Consider the following 17,800-nt stretch of genomic DNA (forward strand, 5'->3'; position numbering starts at 1 on the left):
ATGAACATGAGCTGGCGAATTTGTTGCAGCATGAATTCACATCAGTTTTCGTCCATGGAGCACCCTCAAACTCCTTTCATGGATACATGTTTAACATTATTAGAAGTTGAGGTATCCATCCTATGAATAACGTACTTACAGAACAGGCTGATGCAGGATATCGGCTGGCCGAACAGAAGGCAGCTCAGTATTTTAATTCTCTTCATGAACAACTTTTGGATAACACCTATACTACTGCGCTTACGCAAGATATTTATTTGTGGCAAAAAAAGCATGTTCAACCATTTTCTTGGTTATCTTTTTTATTACCGAGTCAAAAGAAGCCGGATTCCCGGGATGCTCATAGATATATCCATTGGCTGAATGTTACAGGCAAACTGGATGATTACCTGGATCGCAGTATTTCTTACATTTATATGCGAGATCTGGGCAAAGCACTGGATTCCCCCGATACCCAAGAGCGTATTCAGCGCGTGGCTCAGGATACCAAAGCATACTTTATGCGTTCAAATACAATTCATCGCAAGGAAAGCCCGGATTATATCAGTCTGGCTGCCTTGTATCGCTGGGCTCAGAAGGAGAACGTGGAAACAGCCGTCATCTGGGTAATCAGCAAATTAAAGCATGTCGCTTCCAATATTCCCAAAGAACTGGACGCTGAACAGGCACAGCGCAAGCTGCTTAAGATTATCCTGGGCGTGGTTCTGCATGTGAACGATGATATGCATGACGAGACTCCCCGGGCAGAACGTTCCCAGAGGCTGGACGCTGCAATTCGGCTTGGTTATTCTTACGGACTGACCTATCCGTTTATTGATGACCTGCTAGATTCGCAGGCGTTAACTGAACAAGAGAAGGAGCAGTATTCTCTCTTGATTCGAAATGCGCTTCTCACCGGGATCGTGCCGGATATCGGCGAATGGAAGGGAGCCAACCTCAAAGTCATTCAATATGTTCATGCCGAGCTGAGGGAGGCGTTTGAGTATATTAAAAACTACCAGCGCGCTGAAACACAGCATACGTTCTTCGAGCAATCCTATGTATTCTTTCAGTCCCAGGAAGTAGACCGGGCCAAGAAACTGTCGAACGCAAATTATTCCAATGAAGAACTTTATATCCCGATTATTATTAAATCCTCATCCTCCAGACTTATTGTTCGCTCCGTGCTCAGTGCATCGGCTGATGAAGGTTTTGATTTGCGGACGTTCTACTATGGCATATATAATCAGCTTGCAGACGATTTTGCTGATATGTTTGCTGATATGGAGGAGGGGGCAGTAACCCCATATACCTACTATCTGAAGTACCGTGATCTGCGACCCGATCTGATTAATCCATACGAACTTTACTGGGCGGTTATCTCTTATCTGATTCATGAGGTGTACCATTCGGATGCGAAGACACGTGAGGTCATACTGGATCGTGCGATTAATGGACTTAAGCGTTGTAAAGAACGGTTGGGTCAAGATCAATATAACGAAGTGATGAAGATCTTTGCCTCAGGACAACCGGAATTTAATCACCTAATTCAGCAAATGGTGCGAAAAGCCGATGATGTGGATTTCCTGGATAAATTGCTGCGGGATCAGGTCATCATGCAATTGCAGAATGACAAGCAGGAAAAACAGAATTTTCTGGATACGATTCGCACAGTTCGTGAACAGATCAATATTGAATTGCAGATTTCCAAGCCGAGCGGACTTCCAGAGATGAAAGAGACACTGATTGATGCAGCAAATTACAGTCTGCAGGGAGATGGGAAGCGGCTAAGGCCGATCCTGACCTGGGTGATGGGAGTGCGTGAATATGGACTGCATGAAGCGTCTATCCTCCCTCTTCTTAGATCACTGGAATACATGCATACCGCTTCACTGATCTTTGATGATCTGCCGACACAGGATAATGCTTCAACGCGGCGAGGCCGATCTACTTTACATCAGGTGCACAACAGCGCAACAGCCGAATTGACAGGGTTGTTTCTCATCCAAAAAGCCATTGGCGAGCAATCCTCCCTCAAACAGTTTGACGCCGCTACGGTGCTTACCCTGATTCAATATTCGGCTCAAAAAGCAGAAGATATGTGTATGGGACAGGCGATGGATCTGAACGCCAAAGGAAAAGCGCTGACACTGGAACAATTGAACATGATCTGTTTCTACAAAACAGGCATTGCTTTCGAGGCTGCACTTGTGATGCCAGCCATTCTGGCTCAGGTGAAGGAAGTGGAGATTGCATCTCTGAAGAAGTTTGCCTATCATGCGGGTATCGCCTTTCAAATTAAGGATGACCTGTTGGATTTGGAAGGAGATCACCGGGTACTCGGTAAGCCGGCAGGTCAGGATGTGCGCAACAACAGCTCCACCTTTGTATCTATTTTGGGTGAAGATGGCGCGAAGAAAGAGATGTGGGAGCACTACTGTCTGGCAACCGATGCACTGAACGAAATGCCAAAACCGATTTCTTTTCTGAGGCATCTGTTGGATTACATTATTGGCCGGGAGCGGTGAGATCTTTCCTGATCCATCCTGCACTCAGCATGGATTATATAAGTTAAAACAAAGATGCCTGGATTCCTTACGGATTGAATCCAGGTCTTGTTTTGCGTTCCCGACACAAACAATTAGAAAATGAGATGTTTCAATAATGAAAAAACCGGGTACTAAGCAAATATTGCGTTTATACAACAAAAGGAGAGCTTAAGATGCAGGTTCAAAAGGTCGATCATCACGAATTGTTTGAGCAGATTTATAATCAAGCACCTATTGGGATTGCACTTGTTGCTCCAACAGGACAGTGGATGAAAGTGAATCCTGCTTTATGCAGAATGCTGGGTTATACTGCTCAAGAGTTAATCATACTTGATTACCAGGAGATCACCCATCCCGATGATGTTGCACAGGATCTGATATACGTGCGTGAACTCTGTAAAGGTGAATTGAAAGAGTACAGATACGAAAAGCGTTATATTCAGAAAAATGGAGAAATTATATGGATATCTTTGCATATATCTTTGGCTCGGAATGAGGTTAGCGGTGAACCGCTGTATTTTATTTGCCACGTTGTAGATATTACGGATCATAAAACAACCGAACAAAAGCTGCTTCAAACGGAAGAAATGTTCAAACTTATTTCCGATAATGCACAGGAAATCATCTATATCGCCACCTTTGATGGTGTTTGTCGCTATTGTTCTCCTTCCATTTATAATTTGCTTGGGTATTCGCCAGAAGAAGTGAATGGCAATAACAATACAGCAGTTTTCCATCCTCAGGATCTAGGAGGTACCTCGCAGATCGATTTGAGCACAGGTCATATGTTGAATATGCAGGCTCGCCATAAAGATGGGCATTGTGTTTGGTTTGAAACCACATATAAGATAATTGGGGACCCTGGGCAAGAGCAACAAATTCTTGCCATTGGTCGGGATATATCGGAGAGAAAGAAACATGAGGAAATTAGCGCAGAAGCAGAACGGATAGCCATGATCGGCAGTTGGGAGTGGAACATGATTAATGACCATGTTTCCATGTCCAACCAGATATTTGAGATTTTTGATATAGATCATAAGAAACGGTATAAAGCCAGCGATATCTTTGCACTCATGGAGCCGACAGAGGAGCAGCGGTTGAAGGCATGTATCGAATCGGTGAAAACGGGCAAACCGCTTGATTTTGAATATCGGCATCTGGGTTCAGATGGTAAAGAAAAGTATCTTCATCTGCGAGGGTTAATTACCTTTGATGAGAATCAACAACCAGTACAGTTGAACGGTACGTTGCAGGATATTACGGAGCGTAAGCTTGTCGAATTCAAACTACAGGAATCGGTGGAACGTTATACATCACTCAAAAAATATAATCATGATGCCATCATTTCTTTTGACATGAACGGCAATATCATAAATGCCAACCCGGTAGCTATGAAGATGACTGGATGCCCGGTTGCGGAAATGATCGGAACAAGCATATGCAGGTTTATCGGAATGTATCATCTCGGACTTATTCTCAATAGCCAGTATGAGATGGCTGAGAAAGAAATCAATGCAATTCAGCACTTAGATGGTTCTGAGACAGAAGTATTAGCAACGCTTGCGCCCATCATTATTAATGAAAAAAACGTGGGCTTCTATCTGATTGCGAAGGATATTACGGAACAGAAGAAGCTTCTTGTAGCCAAAGAGACTGCCGAACGAATGAATAAGGCAAAAAGTGAATTTTTGGCAATGATGAGCCATGAGATCCGTACCCCCATGAATGGAGTGATTGGGATGACGGATTTGCTTCTGGATACGCCTGGACTTAGCGGAGAGCAAAAGGAATACATCGAAATCATCCAAAAGAGTGGGGATTCACTGCTTGCGATTATCAATGATATTCTCGACTTCTCCAAAATAGAGTCGGGTAAAACCGATCTGGTGGATGAACCCTTCGATCTTAAGGAAATTGTGACGGAGACGGTTAATATCGTAACGCCAATGATTCGGGAGAAGCAGTTGCATCTTCATCTAAGCCTCGATGACGCCATTCCTCTTCCCGTGTATGGGGATGCTTACCGTCTAAAACAAGTCCTAACCAACATCATCGGCAATGCCGTGAAGTTCACCCCGGAAGGCAGTGTTGAAATCGAGGTGAAGGTTATCGGACAAGAATATAATGACGTTCAATTTCAGTTTAAAGTGAAGGATACAGGGATTGGAATTCCAGTCGAGAAAAGAGAGCATTTATTCGAGGCCTTCTACCAATTGGAGAATTTCATGACGCGCAAGCCTCAAGGTACTGGACTTGGACTGGCGATCAGCAAGAAGCTTGTAGAGCTTATGCAGGGAGATATCTGGATTGAAGAGTCCGATGATCCGGGAACTACATTTATTTTTACAGCTTCGTTTAAAGTCAGCAACATGGAGGAGTTCAACAGATATGATCTAGAACAGCAAAAGATTAAAACAGATCAATTGCGAATTCTGATTGCGGAGGACAATGAGGTGAACCAGCTTGTTCTGCGCCGGATGATTGAGAAGAAAGGGCATTTTGTGGATTATGTGGTGAACGGGATAGAGGCAGTGGAGGCGGTCAAACGAAGTGTGTACGATATTATTTTTATGGATGTGCACATGCCTCTACTGAACGGATTTGAAGCGACTAAAGCGATTAAGGAAGCTCTGACACCAGACACATGCCCATATATTGTAGCAGTTACTGCGAACGCGGTTAGAGGAGATATGGACAAGTGTCTGAAGGCTGGAATGGATGCGTATGTAAGCAAACCAATTAAAAGTGAATCCATTATGCAAGTGATGGAGGAGTTTTACAAAACAAAGAAACAAAAGAATCGTTTATGATTTGCAAACGAACATGACAATGGAAAATATATAGTATGTACCATTACAGACATGGCCATGGTTTAAGATTTCTTTAGGTGTATGAACGGATTACCTATTGTTTGGCAAAAGAGCCGCCGTTGATTTATCCTTGTGATAAGTCAACGGCTTTTTAACGTTAGACTGAAATCGGAGTGGATAGAAAGTACTGAATAAAAGTTGACAAATATATAGTTAGGCGCCATACTATATCTATGACCAACCATAATAAAGAAACAAATGACATGTATCTCATCCCCTCGTTAGTACAAACGAAGCGACAGGTTGATCGCTATCAATTAGATGTTGATGCACAAGCCGTGCTTGTCGCATCCAGGCTGATGGTAGCGGGAGCCAAGCTTGGGCATGCTGCGGAAATTCACTTCTCCAGATTTGGTTTATCGACAGGTCGTTATCGTCTGTTAGCAGATCTAGAGGATAACGATGGCGAAGAGCTGCCCTCGCAACTCGCGGAAAATCTGGGCGTTACTCGTGCAACCGTAACTGGTCTAATTGAGATTCTTGAACGCGATGGACTGGTCGCTCGTCGGACGAGTTCCGTCGATGGCCGTCAGAAGTCAGTCATCTTGACAGCCAAGGGCGCCAAAAAGCTGACGGATATGGCTTCGGAGCATTTTGCCAGATTGGAAGCGATGGTCGGCTTGCTTACCATTGAGGAACGGAGTGTGTTTCTCGATCTGCTGGGGCGTGTAACCCAAGGCATCTCGGCACTTACAGAGGAGTCAATCGACTTCTCTGAACCCAAATCCTAGGAGCATAGCAAGAAAGGTGAAACGGGCTAGATCAGCTAGCCCATTTTCATCACCATATAGTTAGGCTCCTAATTACATAGTGAAACAATAGGGTTTAATTTCAAATAAAAGGAGTAGTGATATGTTTAACCAAAAAGATCCCATTCGATCAGAGGAAAGTTATGCTGTTCGATCCGCACAGCCTCGCCAAAAACCGTTTGTGTTATGGCGAGAATTAATCCCAGCTTACTTATCGCCTGCCATTATGGCAAGCATCGGGGGAATCGTTACCGCTGATAAAGTGCTTCAGTTACGAGCCCTAACAACGATAGGAGGGGCGTCCCTGCTGATGGCTCTATGGATTGGACTCTGGCTGCGTAAGCGCGGGAGCCGTACACGCTGGGTGGTGAAAACGCCTCGTGTGATCGTCGTGGGTTGCTTTGCACTTGCAGGCGCTCTGCTTGGCCTTATGGCCTCGTGGGGGATTTCCAACGTGCTGTATATCGTAAACCCGAGTCTTTCATGGACTTGGCTGGATCATATCGGGTTCGATTTTCCCCTGTCCGGTGCATTAGCCTGCACGATCATGACCTGGCGTTGGAGAGCTTCCTTTACAAAATAAATGAATTCACTTGAGAAGGAGATATGAAAACATGATTACAATTATTGGAGCAACAGGTATGATTGGAAATGCACTTTTGAGACGTTTGATGGAGGGCGGCGTTCCCGTTCGGGCAATAAGCAGAGAGCCGGATCAGCTTCGTCAACAAATCGTGGACTTGGCATTGTCCGGTGTTGAACTTTGTATTGCTGATGCGAATGATCCTGAATCGATGCGCAGAGCTTTGGCCGGTGCCAGCCAACTATTCCTTGCGTTATCCAACAACCCCAGACAAGTGGAATTAGAGACATCCATTATTCAGATAGCTGCGCAAGAGGGAGTGAAGCATATCGTCAAAATATCCAGTCCAGCTTATGAGGAACGTTCACCTGTATCAGTAGCAAAATGGCATGCCGATATCGAGCAAGCTCTCGTGACATCAGGAATTACGTATACAATATTGCGACCTTATGCGTTCATGCAAAATTTGCTGCGTCTCGCACCAACCATAACAACCCAGGATATGTTCTTCGGCTGTATTGGAGATTCACCGTGCAACTTCATCGATTGCCGGGATATCGCAGATGTTGCCGCGGAAGTAATGACACGGTTCAAGTCGGTTAACAGCATTTATACGTTGACGGGTTCCGAAACGTTCACCTATCCACAGATTGCAGATAAATTGTCCATCCTGCTCAATCGACCGATCAAATTCTTTAACCTCAAACCTGAGGCGTTGCGAACTGATCTGATGGAACATGGACAGATGCCTTCTTGGCTCGCAGACCATGTTGTGGAAATCCAGACGATGTCTACCGTTGTGTCAGAGAAGCCGACGGATACCGTTCGACGCTTGCTCGGGAGAGAGCCTCGCTCGCTCGATGCATTTCTGGAAGAGTATCGGGATACATTTAAACCGAAGCTATAACCATGCATTGAAATAAGGAGAATCCCCCTAATCATTCTTTAGGGGGATTCTTTTGATGTAAAACAAACCTCACTGCTGATTTTGATCCATAATTGAGAGATATCCATATAACCAAATTCGGCGGTTTGCATGCCGAAGATGCTCTGATCGAGTTGAGCGCGCTTGTTCATGTGACAACCGTGCAAAATCCAGTTGTTTTCTCGCAGCATTTCCTCAGCTTCATCTAGTAGCTCTGCACGTTCTATGCTGGGCAGCTGGGCGAACTGATCCAGTTTTTGATCCAGTATAGATTGCAGATCAGGAGTCATGCACATATGAAAATGATTGGACAAGTTTTTGAAAAAGTGAATCATGCCATATTGCCAATCTCCCTCCAGAATCTCTTCAGCCATGATCAATTCGGCATTCATCGTTTCTCCAAAATGAATATTATCTTCGCAGGGACACATGGCAAGGCGCAGGCCAATGACTTGTGCACGCCGCTGAAGCCACTCCGCAGCTTTTGAATCTTTGTTCAAAGTATACGATAATGCAATGGTCTCACCTTGGTATCCACTGCTGTGTAGCAACTCGCGGGCGTGTTCAAGCGAGGATTCTGTCCAGTCTAGTATTTCACTTTTCCATGGCAAGAAGCTGCCTGCGGGTGTAATTCGATTACCGCCGAGATCCTTCACAAGTGCCACAGAGTCATATACCATCCTCAGCGCTTGGCGAAATTTCGGATGATGGTGGATGCCTTCCTTACGAAAATTGAAGAGCATATACTGGCACCCGAGCGCAGGATAATTGATGCTGTTTGTATTGAAATCGGTTGATGGGAGCTTCAGCCGAGATGTTCCAGGAAGTTCATAGTACCGATCATTCGGGCCTAAATCGGGAACAAACCAAATATGGACTTGGTCGAGATGGGGACGAATACCGTAATAAGCTTCGAATGCGCCAAGCTCCAGCACATCCTCATTCATCTTCGTAATCTGAAAAGGTCCGGTGCCAATCAGCCGTTCGGAGACTTCCATATCGTAGGGCAGAATGGTCATTCGTATACAGCTAAACAGATGCAAAAAGAAGCGGTTCGGCCGACTTAGTTCAAATCGGATACAGTAATCGCCAGTGATTTCGGCACGTTCAATATCCCGATATAACCAGATGGACGGGCTGTGCACATCATGCAATCGCTGTAATGTGGCTTGTACGTCCCTGGATGTCATGACACGTCCATGGTGGAAACGCACCCCTTTACGGAGATAGAAGATCCATACGGTATGATCTTCGCTGCATTCCCACATATGCGCCAAATCGGGCTGGAACGAATTGGATTTGGCATCGTAAGTGACTAATGTATTGCCGACCTGACCGAGCAGGTAGGTTTCAAAAGCTGTATAAACAAAAGCAGGGTCCAGATTGCCTTGTCTGCGTGATCTCATCATGCGCAGTACATCCTGACCGGATGCCGTTTCGGCATGACTGTGGAATCCCATATGCTTGTTAAGTGATCGCAGCAATTGTTCCTGAAGTGTTTTATGGATGTCAATAGTGCCGATCAGCTCGATTGCTTCTTTAATTTTACCTCTCCCAATCAGTTCCCGCAGGTGATTCTCCAGCGTTTCATTCACACTGCACAGCAGCGTCATCTCCGAATAATGTCCCCGCCCACGCCCAGGCTGCCAATGAATAAAACCTTGTTCCTCCAGCTTGCGAAGAATAAACTTCACGTTGCGTGGAGTACAGCATAAGGCATCGGAAAGGCTGTCGATGGTTACTGGAACTGGTTCATCAAGTGTAAGAGAAAGTTCTTTTGCTGTTGCTAGACGAACATAATGGGTTGTTGTGGTATCCATGTTGGGATGCTCCTTTATAAAAGGTGAAAAGTGTTATCGCAATCTTACACTTTTATTTCCCCCTTTGATCGATACAATTATACATTAAGAGACAGGGAAAGACAGCCCACTAAGACAAAGCAACAAGAACAGGAGAACCATACGCATGAAGCAACATTTACGTCAAATTCACCCTTTAGCTTGGACCATTATTGTGGGAACGATGTTTGGACGTCTCGTTACGTCCATGAGCATTCCGTTTCTATCCATTTATCTGACTCAGGTTTTGGGAGCTACACCAACACAGACTGGCGTAACCGTCGCGGTCAGTTCTCTGGCGGGGGTTATGGTCAGCTTTTATGGAGGTTATATTTCAGATCGAATCGGTCGCAAAAAAGTCATGATGGTCTCCGTATTTGGCTGGGCCTGTGTTTTCTTCATCTTTTCAGCAGCGGAGCATCTATGGGTATTTTTTGTGGCCAATACATTAAACGGATTATGCCGCGCCGTGTTTGAGCCCACGTCCCGTGCACTCCTATCGGATATTACTCCACCGCAGAATAAACTGCTTGTGTTCAATCTCCGATATGCCGCTATTAATCTGGGAGTTGTATTTGGACCTATTATCGGCCTTCAGCTTGGATCGGCGCAATCCACGTTTCCGTTTATGATCTCCGGGATGGTATATATTGTTTACGGCCTGGTTTTGCTCCTGCAATTTCAATTGCAGCGCGCAACTCTGCCGGAACACGTCCAGGTTAATGCGCCCCGTTTGCGAGATGCACTCGCTACCACCGGACGTGACCGTGTATTTTTGCCGGTGCTGATCGGGACTACGTTTTGTGTGCTCGGGTATGGGCATTTTAGCTCGACGCTGGCCCAGTATGTGGCGCAAAATCCTCTTTTTGAACATGGAAGTCAAGTGTTTTCCTATATGCTTTCACTTAATGCGTTGACGGTGCTTGCAGTCCAATTCCCGATTGTGCGGGTGGCCAGCAAATTCCCGCCGGTGGTGCCCCTTATTCTAGGAAACCTGCTGGTCGCTACAAGTTTGTTCCTGTTTGGCATCGCAACAAGCGTTGCGGTACTGATGATCAGTGTCATTCTGTTCACGGTTGGGGAAGTGCTCATGTTCACCATGATGGATGTGCTGATTGACCGTATTGCCAAACCCGAATGGAAAGGGACCTACTTTGGCACGATTGGATTCAATAACTTAGGCAGCGTCATGGCACCGATTCTGGGAGGGCTGTTATTAACCCAATTTGGGACGGGAAATGGCCTGTTCGTTTTTGTACCGCTCGCACTGACCACTGCACTCGGACTGCCATTTCTGATCGTAGCGCATCGGCGCCTTGTCGTCAGGGAGAGGGAATCTACACCAATAGAAGTGAGTGCATAGCTTAAGCGGTGCGAGTTGTAATGCAAATAAGTGTTAGCTGTTTTAACTTTTATTGGAGAGTGTAACTTTCATTGAGTAATAGGTGTTTAATTAGTTAAACATTTCCTCATGGGGGTTCAAAATGATAGTTAAAAAGTTCACTTCAACATTGCTTGCGTGTATTATGTTTGCCGTGTTTTCAACGCCGTGTTTAGCTGAGGGTACCACGCTAGAGATTGGGACTGGAGTATTATCCAATAACCGAATTCTAATTCCTTTGAGGGTAGTGTCCAGCAATTTGGGGGCAGACGTAACGTGGTATAAGGACGGGAAGAGCATTCGAATTAAAACGGATGAAAAAGAAATTTGGCTTGTAGCTAACTTCAAAAATGCGAGAGTGAATGAACAGATCATTGGAATGGATTCTCCTGTTGAATTAATTGAGAATACAGCATATGTTCCCTTGCGATTTGTCAGCCAAACGTTAGGAGCCAAGCTAGAGTGGAACCCACAAACTAAACAAGTAACCATCCACCTGAATAATCAAGACATGATAGTAAGTATGAAAGAGGAGACGATCCAAATACCTGATACTGGGAAAATAACCCAGGTGCGGTTAAATGTTTTGTCAGAGAAATTGAATGAAATTTCAAGCTTGTCTCAGATTAAGCAGGTCAGTGCGTACTTCAAGCCTTATTTTACAGAAGATTTAATCCAATTTATTCTCAAGAGGCAGGATCTAGTCAGTGATTGGATGGTATATGATGCTCCAGAGACCTCCGTTCATTATACAAGCAGTACAACAGCGACTTTATCCCAATCGTTCGTAATCGGAAATACATTAACGGGTGATTCTCATTATGTAAATGATCGAAATATTGAACTTGTTTACAGTAATGGTGTATGGAAAGTGAATCAGTTAATGTTAAATCTCAGAGAAATTCCCTATCTGGGGTTATGATCGTTGAAATTGCAGCATATGATGTTCAGTGGCATGAAGGAAATAACAATTGAGTTAATATTATCTTGACGGATTACGGTGCAGCGAATACAATAAACAACAAATATGTGTGACGGGTGGTTAAGATGAACATGTTCCAGACAGGGCGCATTCTGAATCGATAACTGAATACGCATGAGCATAGTGACTTAACCAATGGATTGTATATTGGCGTCTAGACAGTCATGTTTGTGCACCCCTGTCGTGGACGCTCATCATAATTGCGTGCAGAGGAGAAATCCGGAAACGCTTCTTATTTCATATGGTTCTCTTATTGTTACAAGCTGTAGATGAACATTAGTTCATCTATGGCTTTTTTGCATGCATTCCACCCAATTTGTTGCACATGGAAGGGAGATTTGCAGTGCTTTTTAGCATGAAACTATCCCTAAGAGGAGAAAGAGAGGCAGCGATATGAAACAACCTACTCAAAGTTATACCATTTGGTTTTCTCAACGAACGGGCAGTACTTTGCTGGGTGAAGCCTTAAGTTCTACGGGTGTCGCAGGATATCCGAGGGAGTGGCTGCATTATCAGCATAAAAGCCCGGACACATTAAAGCGTGAAGATCTGGAGCAGATCTGGGATCAGGGAACAACGTCGAACGGAATCTTCGGAATCAAGATTAATTTTGAACAACGATGGATTGACGCATTCCGCAGTCTCTATAGTCTGCCAACAGCGTTATCGCGGGCTGACGTATGGAGTACGGGCTTCCCTAATTGCACCAAGCACATTTATATGACACGTCGCAACAAAGTCAGATTGGCTGTGTCCTGGTGGAGAGCCATTGTCTCGGGTGAATGGCATCGCAAGCACGGAGACAGCCCTCAGCTTCAGGATATTGAAGATCAATATAACTTCGATGCAATTAAGCATCTGCTTGTAGAGAGCAGCATGTGCGAAGCAGCAATTGAAGATTTTCTGTCTGAGTCAGGCATTGTGCCGCTGACGATTGTATATGAAGATTTTATAGAAGATTACGAGGGAACCGTCATGAATATGTTAAAGTTTTTGGATGTTCAATCTGACGGTGTAACCGTATCACCTCCGTTCTTTGACCCGATTGCAGACGAGATTTCTGAACAATGGGTACAAAGATTTCGGGAAGAATGCCAGAGGGATTGGGAGAATGTAAAATGGTAAACACACTTGATAAGATTCATCCACGGGTTGGAAATCTTGCATTTATTGTTATTATGCATGATTCATCTTAGTGAGGGACCACAATGCTTTAAATCACAAAATAAAATAGAAATGTTACGAAGGGGTGAGGGGCTATGCCCAAAACAGAGAAACGCTCCATGTCCTGGCTGCTGCAATATCTAAAACCCGTTAAAGGCCGATTGGCCTTGCTTATGGTGATGTTGCTAACGTCAACGGGGCTGCAGCTCCTGAATCCACAGATTATTAAACGATTTATTGATACGGCAGCAAGTGGGGGAGTCCTTACTAACCTGATCCAGCTTGCTGGGGTATTTCTGGTGGTTGCCGTTGTGAATCAATTGATTACAGTAGCCGTTAGTTATCTGGGTAACGATGTGGCCTGGCGGGCAACAAACCGATTGCGGGGAGATCTCCTGAAGCATTGTCTGCGTCTGGATATGCGATTTCATAATGTAAAGACACCTGGAGAAATGATTGAACGGGTGGATGGTGATGTAACGAGTATCTCCAACTTCTTCGCGATGTTCATTGTACAGGTGGTTGGAAGCTTTGTATTACTCGCTGGAATTCTCGGGTTTATGTTCAGTGTAAACGTACCGATTGCGATCGTCATGACGGTGTTTACATTGTTATCGATTCTGTTTATGGTGTTCATTCGCAATCTCGGAGTAAACTCTTCCAAAAATGAGCGTGAAGCGAGCGCGTCCTTGTTCGGATTAATTGAAGAGCGTATCGCGGGAATCGAAGATGTTCAAGCCAATGGGCATGTTCCCTATGTGATGAATCGCTTTTATCGTACGATGCGAGTTGTATTTCAAAAAGGCAGGAAAGCCTGGTTGCTTCGGGTTATTCCATGGAATACGACGGTCATACTGTTCGCCCTTGCTGTCACGGCGGTACTTCTGCTTGGTGTTCATTATTACATGCAAGGCATGATCAGCATCGGAACCCTGTTTCTGATTTATCAATATACACAGATGCTCAATGATCCTATTGAGATGTTGGGCGATCAGGTTCAAGAGTTTCAGAAGGCAAAATCCGGTATGCTCCGTTCGAGAGAACTGTTGTCTTTGCGTAGTGAGATCAAGGACGGAGAAGAGGATCAGCTGCCAGAAGGGCCGCTTGGTCTGGAATTCAAACAGGTGAACTTCAGTTATAACGAGGATAAACCTGTATTGCAGAATATTAACTTTGCCATTAAACCCGGCGAACGGCTTGGCATTATTGGTCGTACAGGGAGCGGCAAGTCAAGTCTCAGTCGTGTGCTTCTGCGCCTGTATAATCTGGATAGCGGAACGATTCGTGTCGGTGGTAAAGATATTTCAGAGCTTACCTTGCCTGCACTCTACCGCAGGGTTGGTATGGTTACGCAGGATGTACAGTTGTTCGACGGTACGCTGCGAGACAATTTAACACTGTTCAACCAGGACGTCTCGGATCAGATCATTAAGGAGACCACGGATCGACTGGGATTAAGTCACTGGATCGAATCACAGCCCGCAGGGTTGGATACACATCTGAAGGCGGGTGGTTCTTCCTTGTCCGCAGGGGAAGCTCAACTATTTGCCTTGACGCGTGTATTTCTGACCGAACCAAGCCTGGTCATTCTCGATGAGCCTTCTTCACGGCTGGATGCCGCTACAGAGAGCATGCTTCAGTCGGCCATCGATCAGCTGATGAAGCAATGTACCGGAATTATTATTGCACACCGCCTGGCTACGTTGGAGAAGGTCGATCGGATTATGGTACTGGGTGATGGCAAGGTACTGGAATTCGGAGCCAGAGAAGAACTCGCCAGCGATCCGGCGTCACATTATGCGAGATTGCTGATTACGGGGCGAGAGGAGGAATTGGCGTGAATGTAACCGGATTTATAGGCCGTTTGTTTCGATTCAGGCCATTTCTATTTTTGATCAACGGATTGTCATGGTGCATATTTCATTCTTTACCTCTGGCAATCGGAGTTGGTATGCAGTGGTTCTTTGACCGGGCAACGGCGGGTTCCAGTGATTATATGTGGCTGGCAGCTCCGCTGATCTTCATTGCTTTGATTAGAGCGGTAAGAGTAGGGACGTTTTTTGCCGCGTTCTATGCATGGATTACGTATATCTACCATATTCAGGCCATTCTGCGTACCAATATGCTCGCCGGTATTATGCGCTGGCCAGGACGCAATCTGCCAGCTTCACCGGGAGAGGCGATGAGTCGCTTTCGGGATGATGTGGATGAAGTGGTTGAGTACGTGGAATCCTGGGTCGATTTTTGGGGAAGGCTCGTGTTCGCCATCGTATCCATCATCATTATGGCAAACATCAACTGGAAAATCACTCTCGTTGCGGTATTGCCACTGGTCGTCGTGACTTTGCTGAATAACTTGTCTGGTAATCGGGCTCGCCGATATGCTCAAGCCAATCGTGAGTCGACAGGGCGAATTACCAGTTTCATTGCCGAGACCTTTGGTGCTGTTCAGGCATTGAAACTCGGGCAGGCAGAAGAGCATGTCTCTGCTCGTTTTAACAAACTGAATGAAGAACGTCGTCAAGCTGCACTGCGGGATAATCTGTTCAAACAGTGGATGAGATCCCTTAATCAGCATGTGCTCAGTATCTGTACAGGTCTCATTCTCCTGATGTGTGCAGCCGAGATGAAATCCGGCAGTTTCACCGTAGGTAATTTTGCCTTGTTCACCAGTTATCTTGCCAATATTGGCTTTAGCATTTCTTTGTTTGGATATATGGTGTTTCAGCATAAACGGCTCAAAGTATCTTTTGACCGGATGCGAACTCTATTTCGTCCGGGTGAGGAAGACCGGATCATGGATTTCAGAGAGACTTATCTGAATGAAGATCCGCCTGAGCTTCCTGAAGAACAGAGAGATCCCAAGGAGAAGTTAAGAGAGCTGGAGATCCGCCATCTGGCGTACCAATATCCTCATTCTGCAAATGGAATACAGGATATCAGCTTCCGTGTGAAGCGGGGACAATTTCTGGTCATCACTGGACGGGTTGGGTCTGGAAAATCGACTCTGGTTCGTACACTTCTGGGATTGCTGCCCAAACAAGAGGGCACAATTCGCTGGAATGGGAAAGATGTTGATCCCGCTACATTCCTGATGCCTCCAAGAGCAGCGTATACGCCGCAAGTCCCCCGACTGTTCAGTGATACGCTGAAAGAGAATATGGTTCAGGGCAAACAGGGACGTACGGAGATTGCTCTTGCAAAAGCTATTCGCCTGGCTGTAATGGATAAGGATATCCAAAACCTGGACCAAGGACTCGAAACGTCCGTAGGCCCAAGAGGTGTCATGCTGTCGGGTGGTCAGATTCAGCGGGCGGCAACCGGACGCATGTTGATGACGGAAGCTGACCTGTTCATCTTCGATGATCTGTCCAGTGCGCTGGATGTGGAAACCGAGCAACAGGTCTGGGAAGGCTTGTTCCAGGAGCCAGATGTCACATGTATTGCGGTGTCTCACCGCAGAGCAGCACTTGCCAAGGCAGATCATATTATCGTCATGAAGGATGGACGAATTGAGGCCGAGGGAAGCCTTTCCGAATTGCTTGCTACAAATGAAGAGATGCAGCTGCTGTGGCAAGGTGAGCAATCACCGGTTAAAGTGGGGTAGTGTAAGATATAGTATATGTAACAAATGAAAAAAGCCGTACAGACAACTCTTGTCGAAAGAGTTAAGATCTGTACGGCTTTTATTATGGCACAATAGGTCAATCTTTATTTGATCAGCTGTGCAATCAATGAATACGCAATGATGACCAGGAAGATGATCGTGATGTGGTTAATGGAGAAAATAAACATTTTATGTGACCATTTCTTGGTTTCTTTCTTATCGAAAGTTGCCACACTAAGAATAAGCCAGGCCAAACTTACCAGAAACGCAACAATGGCAATGAACGGACTCATCGGCCAGAACAAGAAGCTGGAGAATAACAACAATACCAGATAAACATTCGTCTGGATGTATGTCCGTCTGATTCCTTTGACGACAGGAAGCATAGGAACACCAGCGGCTTTGTATTCATCAAATCTCCGGATGGCAATGCCATAGAAGTGAGGCATCTGCCACAACAGCATGGTAACGACCAAAGCCCAAATTTCATAATGACCCAGCTCTGGTGAAATGGCTGCCCAACCGATAAGAGGAGGAACAGCACCCGAAAGGCTTCCTACTTCCGTATTGTAAACCGTTGTCCGCTTGGTCCACATCGTATAAGGGAACACATACAGCAGCAGTCCCAATATACCGAATACGGCAGCCGAAGGGGAAGCGATATACAACATGATGCCCCCGATAATCGTAATGGCAATACCGAGGATCAAACCTGTTTTGGTATCTACACGACCTGTTACGGTAGGACGTGTTTTGGTGCGTTCCATGATCGCATCAATATCCCGATCATACAAATTGTTAAACACCCCGGCCGCTCCGATAATCAGGGAAGAGCCGATGACAGAGAGGATAATGGGTACAATATTAGCTAAAATGGATGCATCAAATACATACAAAGCCAAACTTAAACCGGCAAACATGGCGATCAGATTGGACTTGATGATTCCGATTTTGATGGTATCAAAGAAAACTTTCGGAATCGAGCTAGTATACTCCAGACTGATTTCGGGCCGTGACCCTTTATTCAATGTTTTCAAGAACTCACTTCCTATATCTATACTTATATATCTCGTGGTTTCATTATAGCATTCAATACACTATGTGAATTAATTAACGATTTAGTATTTAAAATAATGTCATTTGATTGTGAACAATTTAAAAACAAGGTTTATT

Annotated in this window: 12 protein-coding genes; 10 read left to right on the forward strand and 2 right to left on the reverse strand. The window is 45.2% G+C overall.

The annotated features are described in order from the left end of the window. Nucleotides 1-122 precede the first annotated feature (122 nt). The 5 genes from P364_RS0103410 (at nucleotide 123) to P364_RS0103430 (ending at nucleotide 7,637) form a co-directional block, all read left to right on the forward strand. Nucleotides 123-2,507: a polyprenyl synthetase family protein gene (locus P364_RS0103410; RefSeq protein ID WP_024628758.1), complete on the forward strand. Its 2,385-nt coding sequence runs from the start codon at nucleotides 123-125 to the stop codon at nucleotides 2,505-2,507. Nucleotides 2,508-2,701: 194 nt separating this feature from the next. Beyond that, nucleotides 2,702-5,338: a PAS domain S-box protein gene (locus tag P364_RS0103415; protein ID WP_024628759.1), complete on the forward strand. Its 2,637-nt coding sequence runs from the start codon at nucleotides 2,702-2,704 to the stop codon at nucleotides 5,336-5,338. 233 nt (nucleotides 5,339-5,571) lie between these two features. Further along, nucleotides 5,572-6,129: a MarR family winged helix-turn-helix transcriptional regulator gene (locus P364_RS0103420; protein WP_024628760.1), complete on the forward strand. Its 558-nt coding sequence runs from the start codon at nucleotides 5,572-5,574 to the stop codon at nucleotides 6,127-6,129. 121 nt (nucleotides 6,130-6,250) lie between these two features. Then, complete coding sequence (locus tag P364_RS0103425; RefSeq protein ID WP_024628761.1) at nucleotides 6,251-6,730, forward strand: hypothetical protein; 480 nt, start codon at nucleotides 6,251-6,253, stop codon at nucleotides 6,728-6,730. A gap of 31 nt (nucleotides 6,731-6,761) precedes the next feature. Next, nucleotides 6,762-7,637, forward strand: a complete 876-nt coding sequence (locus P364_RS0103430; RefSeq protein WP_024628762.1) for an SDR family oxidoreductase — start codon at nucleotides 6,762-6,764, stop codon at nucleotides 7,635-7,637. Between the two features lie 38 nt (nucleotides 7,638-7,675). Here the strand turns inward: P364_RS0103430 and P364_RS0103435 are convergent, their stop codons facing one another. After that, entirely contained in the window at nucleotides 7,676-9,475 is a 1,800-nt protein-coding gene (locus P364_RS0103435; protein ID WP_024628763.1) for an ABC transporter substrate-binding protein, read from the reverse strand. 145 nt (nucleotides 9,476-9,620) lie between these two features. On the opposite strand from P364_RS0103435, the gene P364_RS0103440 reads away from it, so the two are divergent. The 5 genes from P364_RS0103440 (at nucleotide 9,621) to P364_RS0103460 (ending at nucleotide 16,627) form a co-directional block, all read left to right on the forward strand. Next, nucleotides 9,621-10,856: an MDR family MFS transporter gene (locus P364_RS0103440; protein WP_024628764.1), complete on the forward strand. Its 1,236-nt coding sequence runs from the start codon at nucleotides 9,621-9,623 to the stop codon at nucleotides 10,854-10,856. 121 nt (nucleotides 10,857-10,977) lie between these two features. Continuing rightward, nucleotides 10,978-11,796: a stalk domain-containing protein gene (locus P364_RS0103445; protein ID WP_024628765.1), complete on the forward strand. Its 819-nt coding sequence runs from the start codon at nucleotides 10,978-10,980 to the stop codon at nucleotides 11,794-11,796. Between the two features lie 453 nt (nucleotides 11,797-12,249). Next, nucleotides 12,250-12,981 (forward strand): Stf0 family sulfotransferase, encoded by a 732-nt coding sequence (locus tag P364_RS0103450; RefSeq protein WP_024628766.1) that lies wholly within the window; start codon nucleotides 12,250-12,252, stop codon nucleotides 12,979-12,981. A gap of 134 nt (nucleotides 12,982-13,115) precedes the next feature. Beyond that, entirely contained in the window at nucleotides 13,116-14,861 is a 1,746-nt protein-coding gene (locus P364_RS0103455; protein WP_024628767.1) for an ABC transporter ATP-binding protein, read from the forward strand. After that, the gene (locus tag P364_RS0103460) at nucleotides 14,858-16,627 is read left to right on the forward strand and encodes an ABC transporter ATP-binding protein (protein ID WP_024628768.1); all 1,770 of its coding nucleotides are present in this window, start codon (nucleotides 14,858-14,860) and stop codon (nucleotides 16,625-16,627) included. Before P364_RS0103455 ends, P364_RS0103460 begins: the two co-directional genes overlap by 4 nt. 104 nt (nucleotides 16,628-16,731) lie before the next feature. Here P364_RS0103460 and cyoE read toward each other — a convergent pair whose 3' ends face one another. Then, nucleotides 16,732-17,655 carry a heme o synthase gene (gene cyoE / locus P364_RS0103465; RefSeq protein WP_379436314.1) on the reverse strand — a complete coding sequence of 308 codons (924 nt, stop codon included), beginning with the start codon at nucleotides 17,653-17,655 and terminating at the stop codon, nucleotides 16,732-16,734. Between the last annotated feature and the right edge of the window lie 145 nt (nucleotides 17,656-17,800).

Origin of the sequence: Paenibacillus sp. MAEPY2 (assembly GCF_000499205.1) — a bacterium.
Taxonomy (GTDB): Bacteria; Bacillota; Bacilli; order Paenibacillales; family Paenibacillaceae; genus Paenibacillus; species Paenibacillus vandeheii.

Excerpts from the sequence above, each read along its gene's own strand:
- P364_RS0103445 (WP_024628765.1), top strand. The coding sequence starts at position 10,978 with ATGATAGTTAAAAAGTTCACTTCAACATTGCTTGCGTGTATTATGTTT.
- P364_RS0103425 (WP_024628761.1), top strand. The coding sequence starts at position 6,251 with ATGTTTAACCAAAAAGATCCCATTCGATCAGAGGAAAGTTATGCTGTT.
- P364_RS0103435 (WP_024628763.1), bottom strand. The coding sequence starts at position 9,475 with ATGGATACCACAACAACCCATTATGTTCGTCTAGCAACAGCAAAAGAA.
- P364_RS0103430 (WP_024628762.1), top strand. The coding sequence starts at position 6,762 with ATGATTACAATTATTGGAGCAACAGGTATGATTGGAAATGCACTTTTG.
- P364_RS0103450 (WP_024628766.1), top strand. The coding sequence starts at position 12,250 with ATGAAACAACCTACTCAAAGTTATACCATTTGGTTTTCTCAACGAACG.
- P364_RS0103455 (WP_024628767.1), top strand. The coding sequence starts at position 13,116 with ATGCCCAAAACAGAGAAACGCTCCATGTCCTGGCTGCTGCAATATCTA.
- P364_RS0103415 (WP_024628759.1), top strand. The coding sequence starts at position 2,702 with ATGCAGGTTCAAAAGGTCGATCATCACGAATTGTTTGAGCAGATTTAT.
- P364_RS0103440 (WP_024628764.1), top strand. The coding sequence starts at position 9,621 with ATGAAGCAACATTTACGTCAAATTCACCCTTTAGCTTGGACCATTATT.
- P364_RS0103420 (WP_024628760.1), top strand. The coding sequence starts at position 5,572 with ATGACCAACCATAATAAAGAAACAAATGACATGTATCTCATCCCCTCG.
- P364_RS0103410 (WP_024628758.1), top strand. The coding sequence starts at position 123 with ATGAATAACGTACTTACAGAACAGGCTGATGCAGGATATCGGCTGGCC.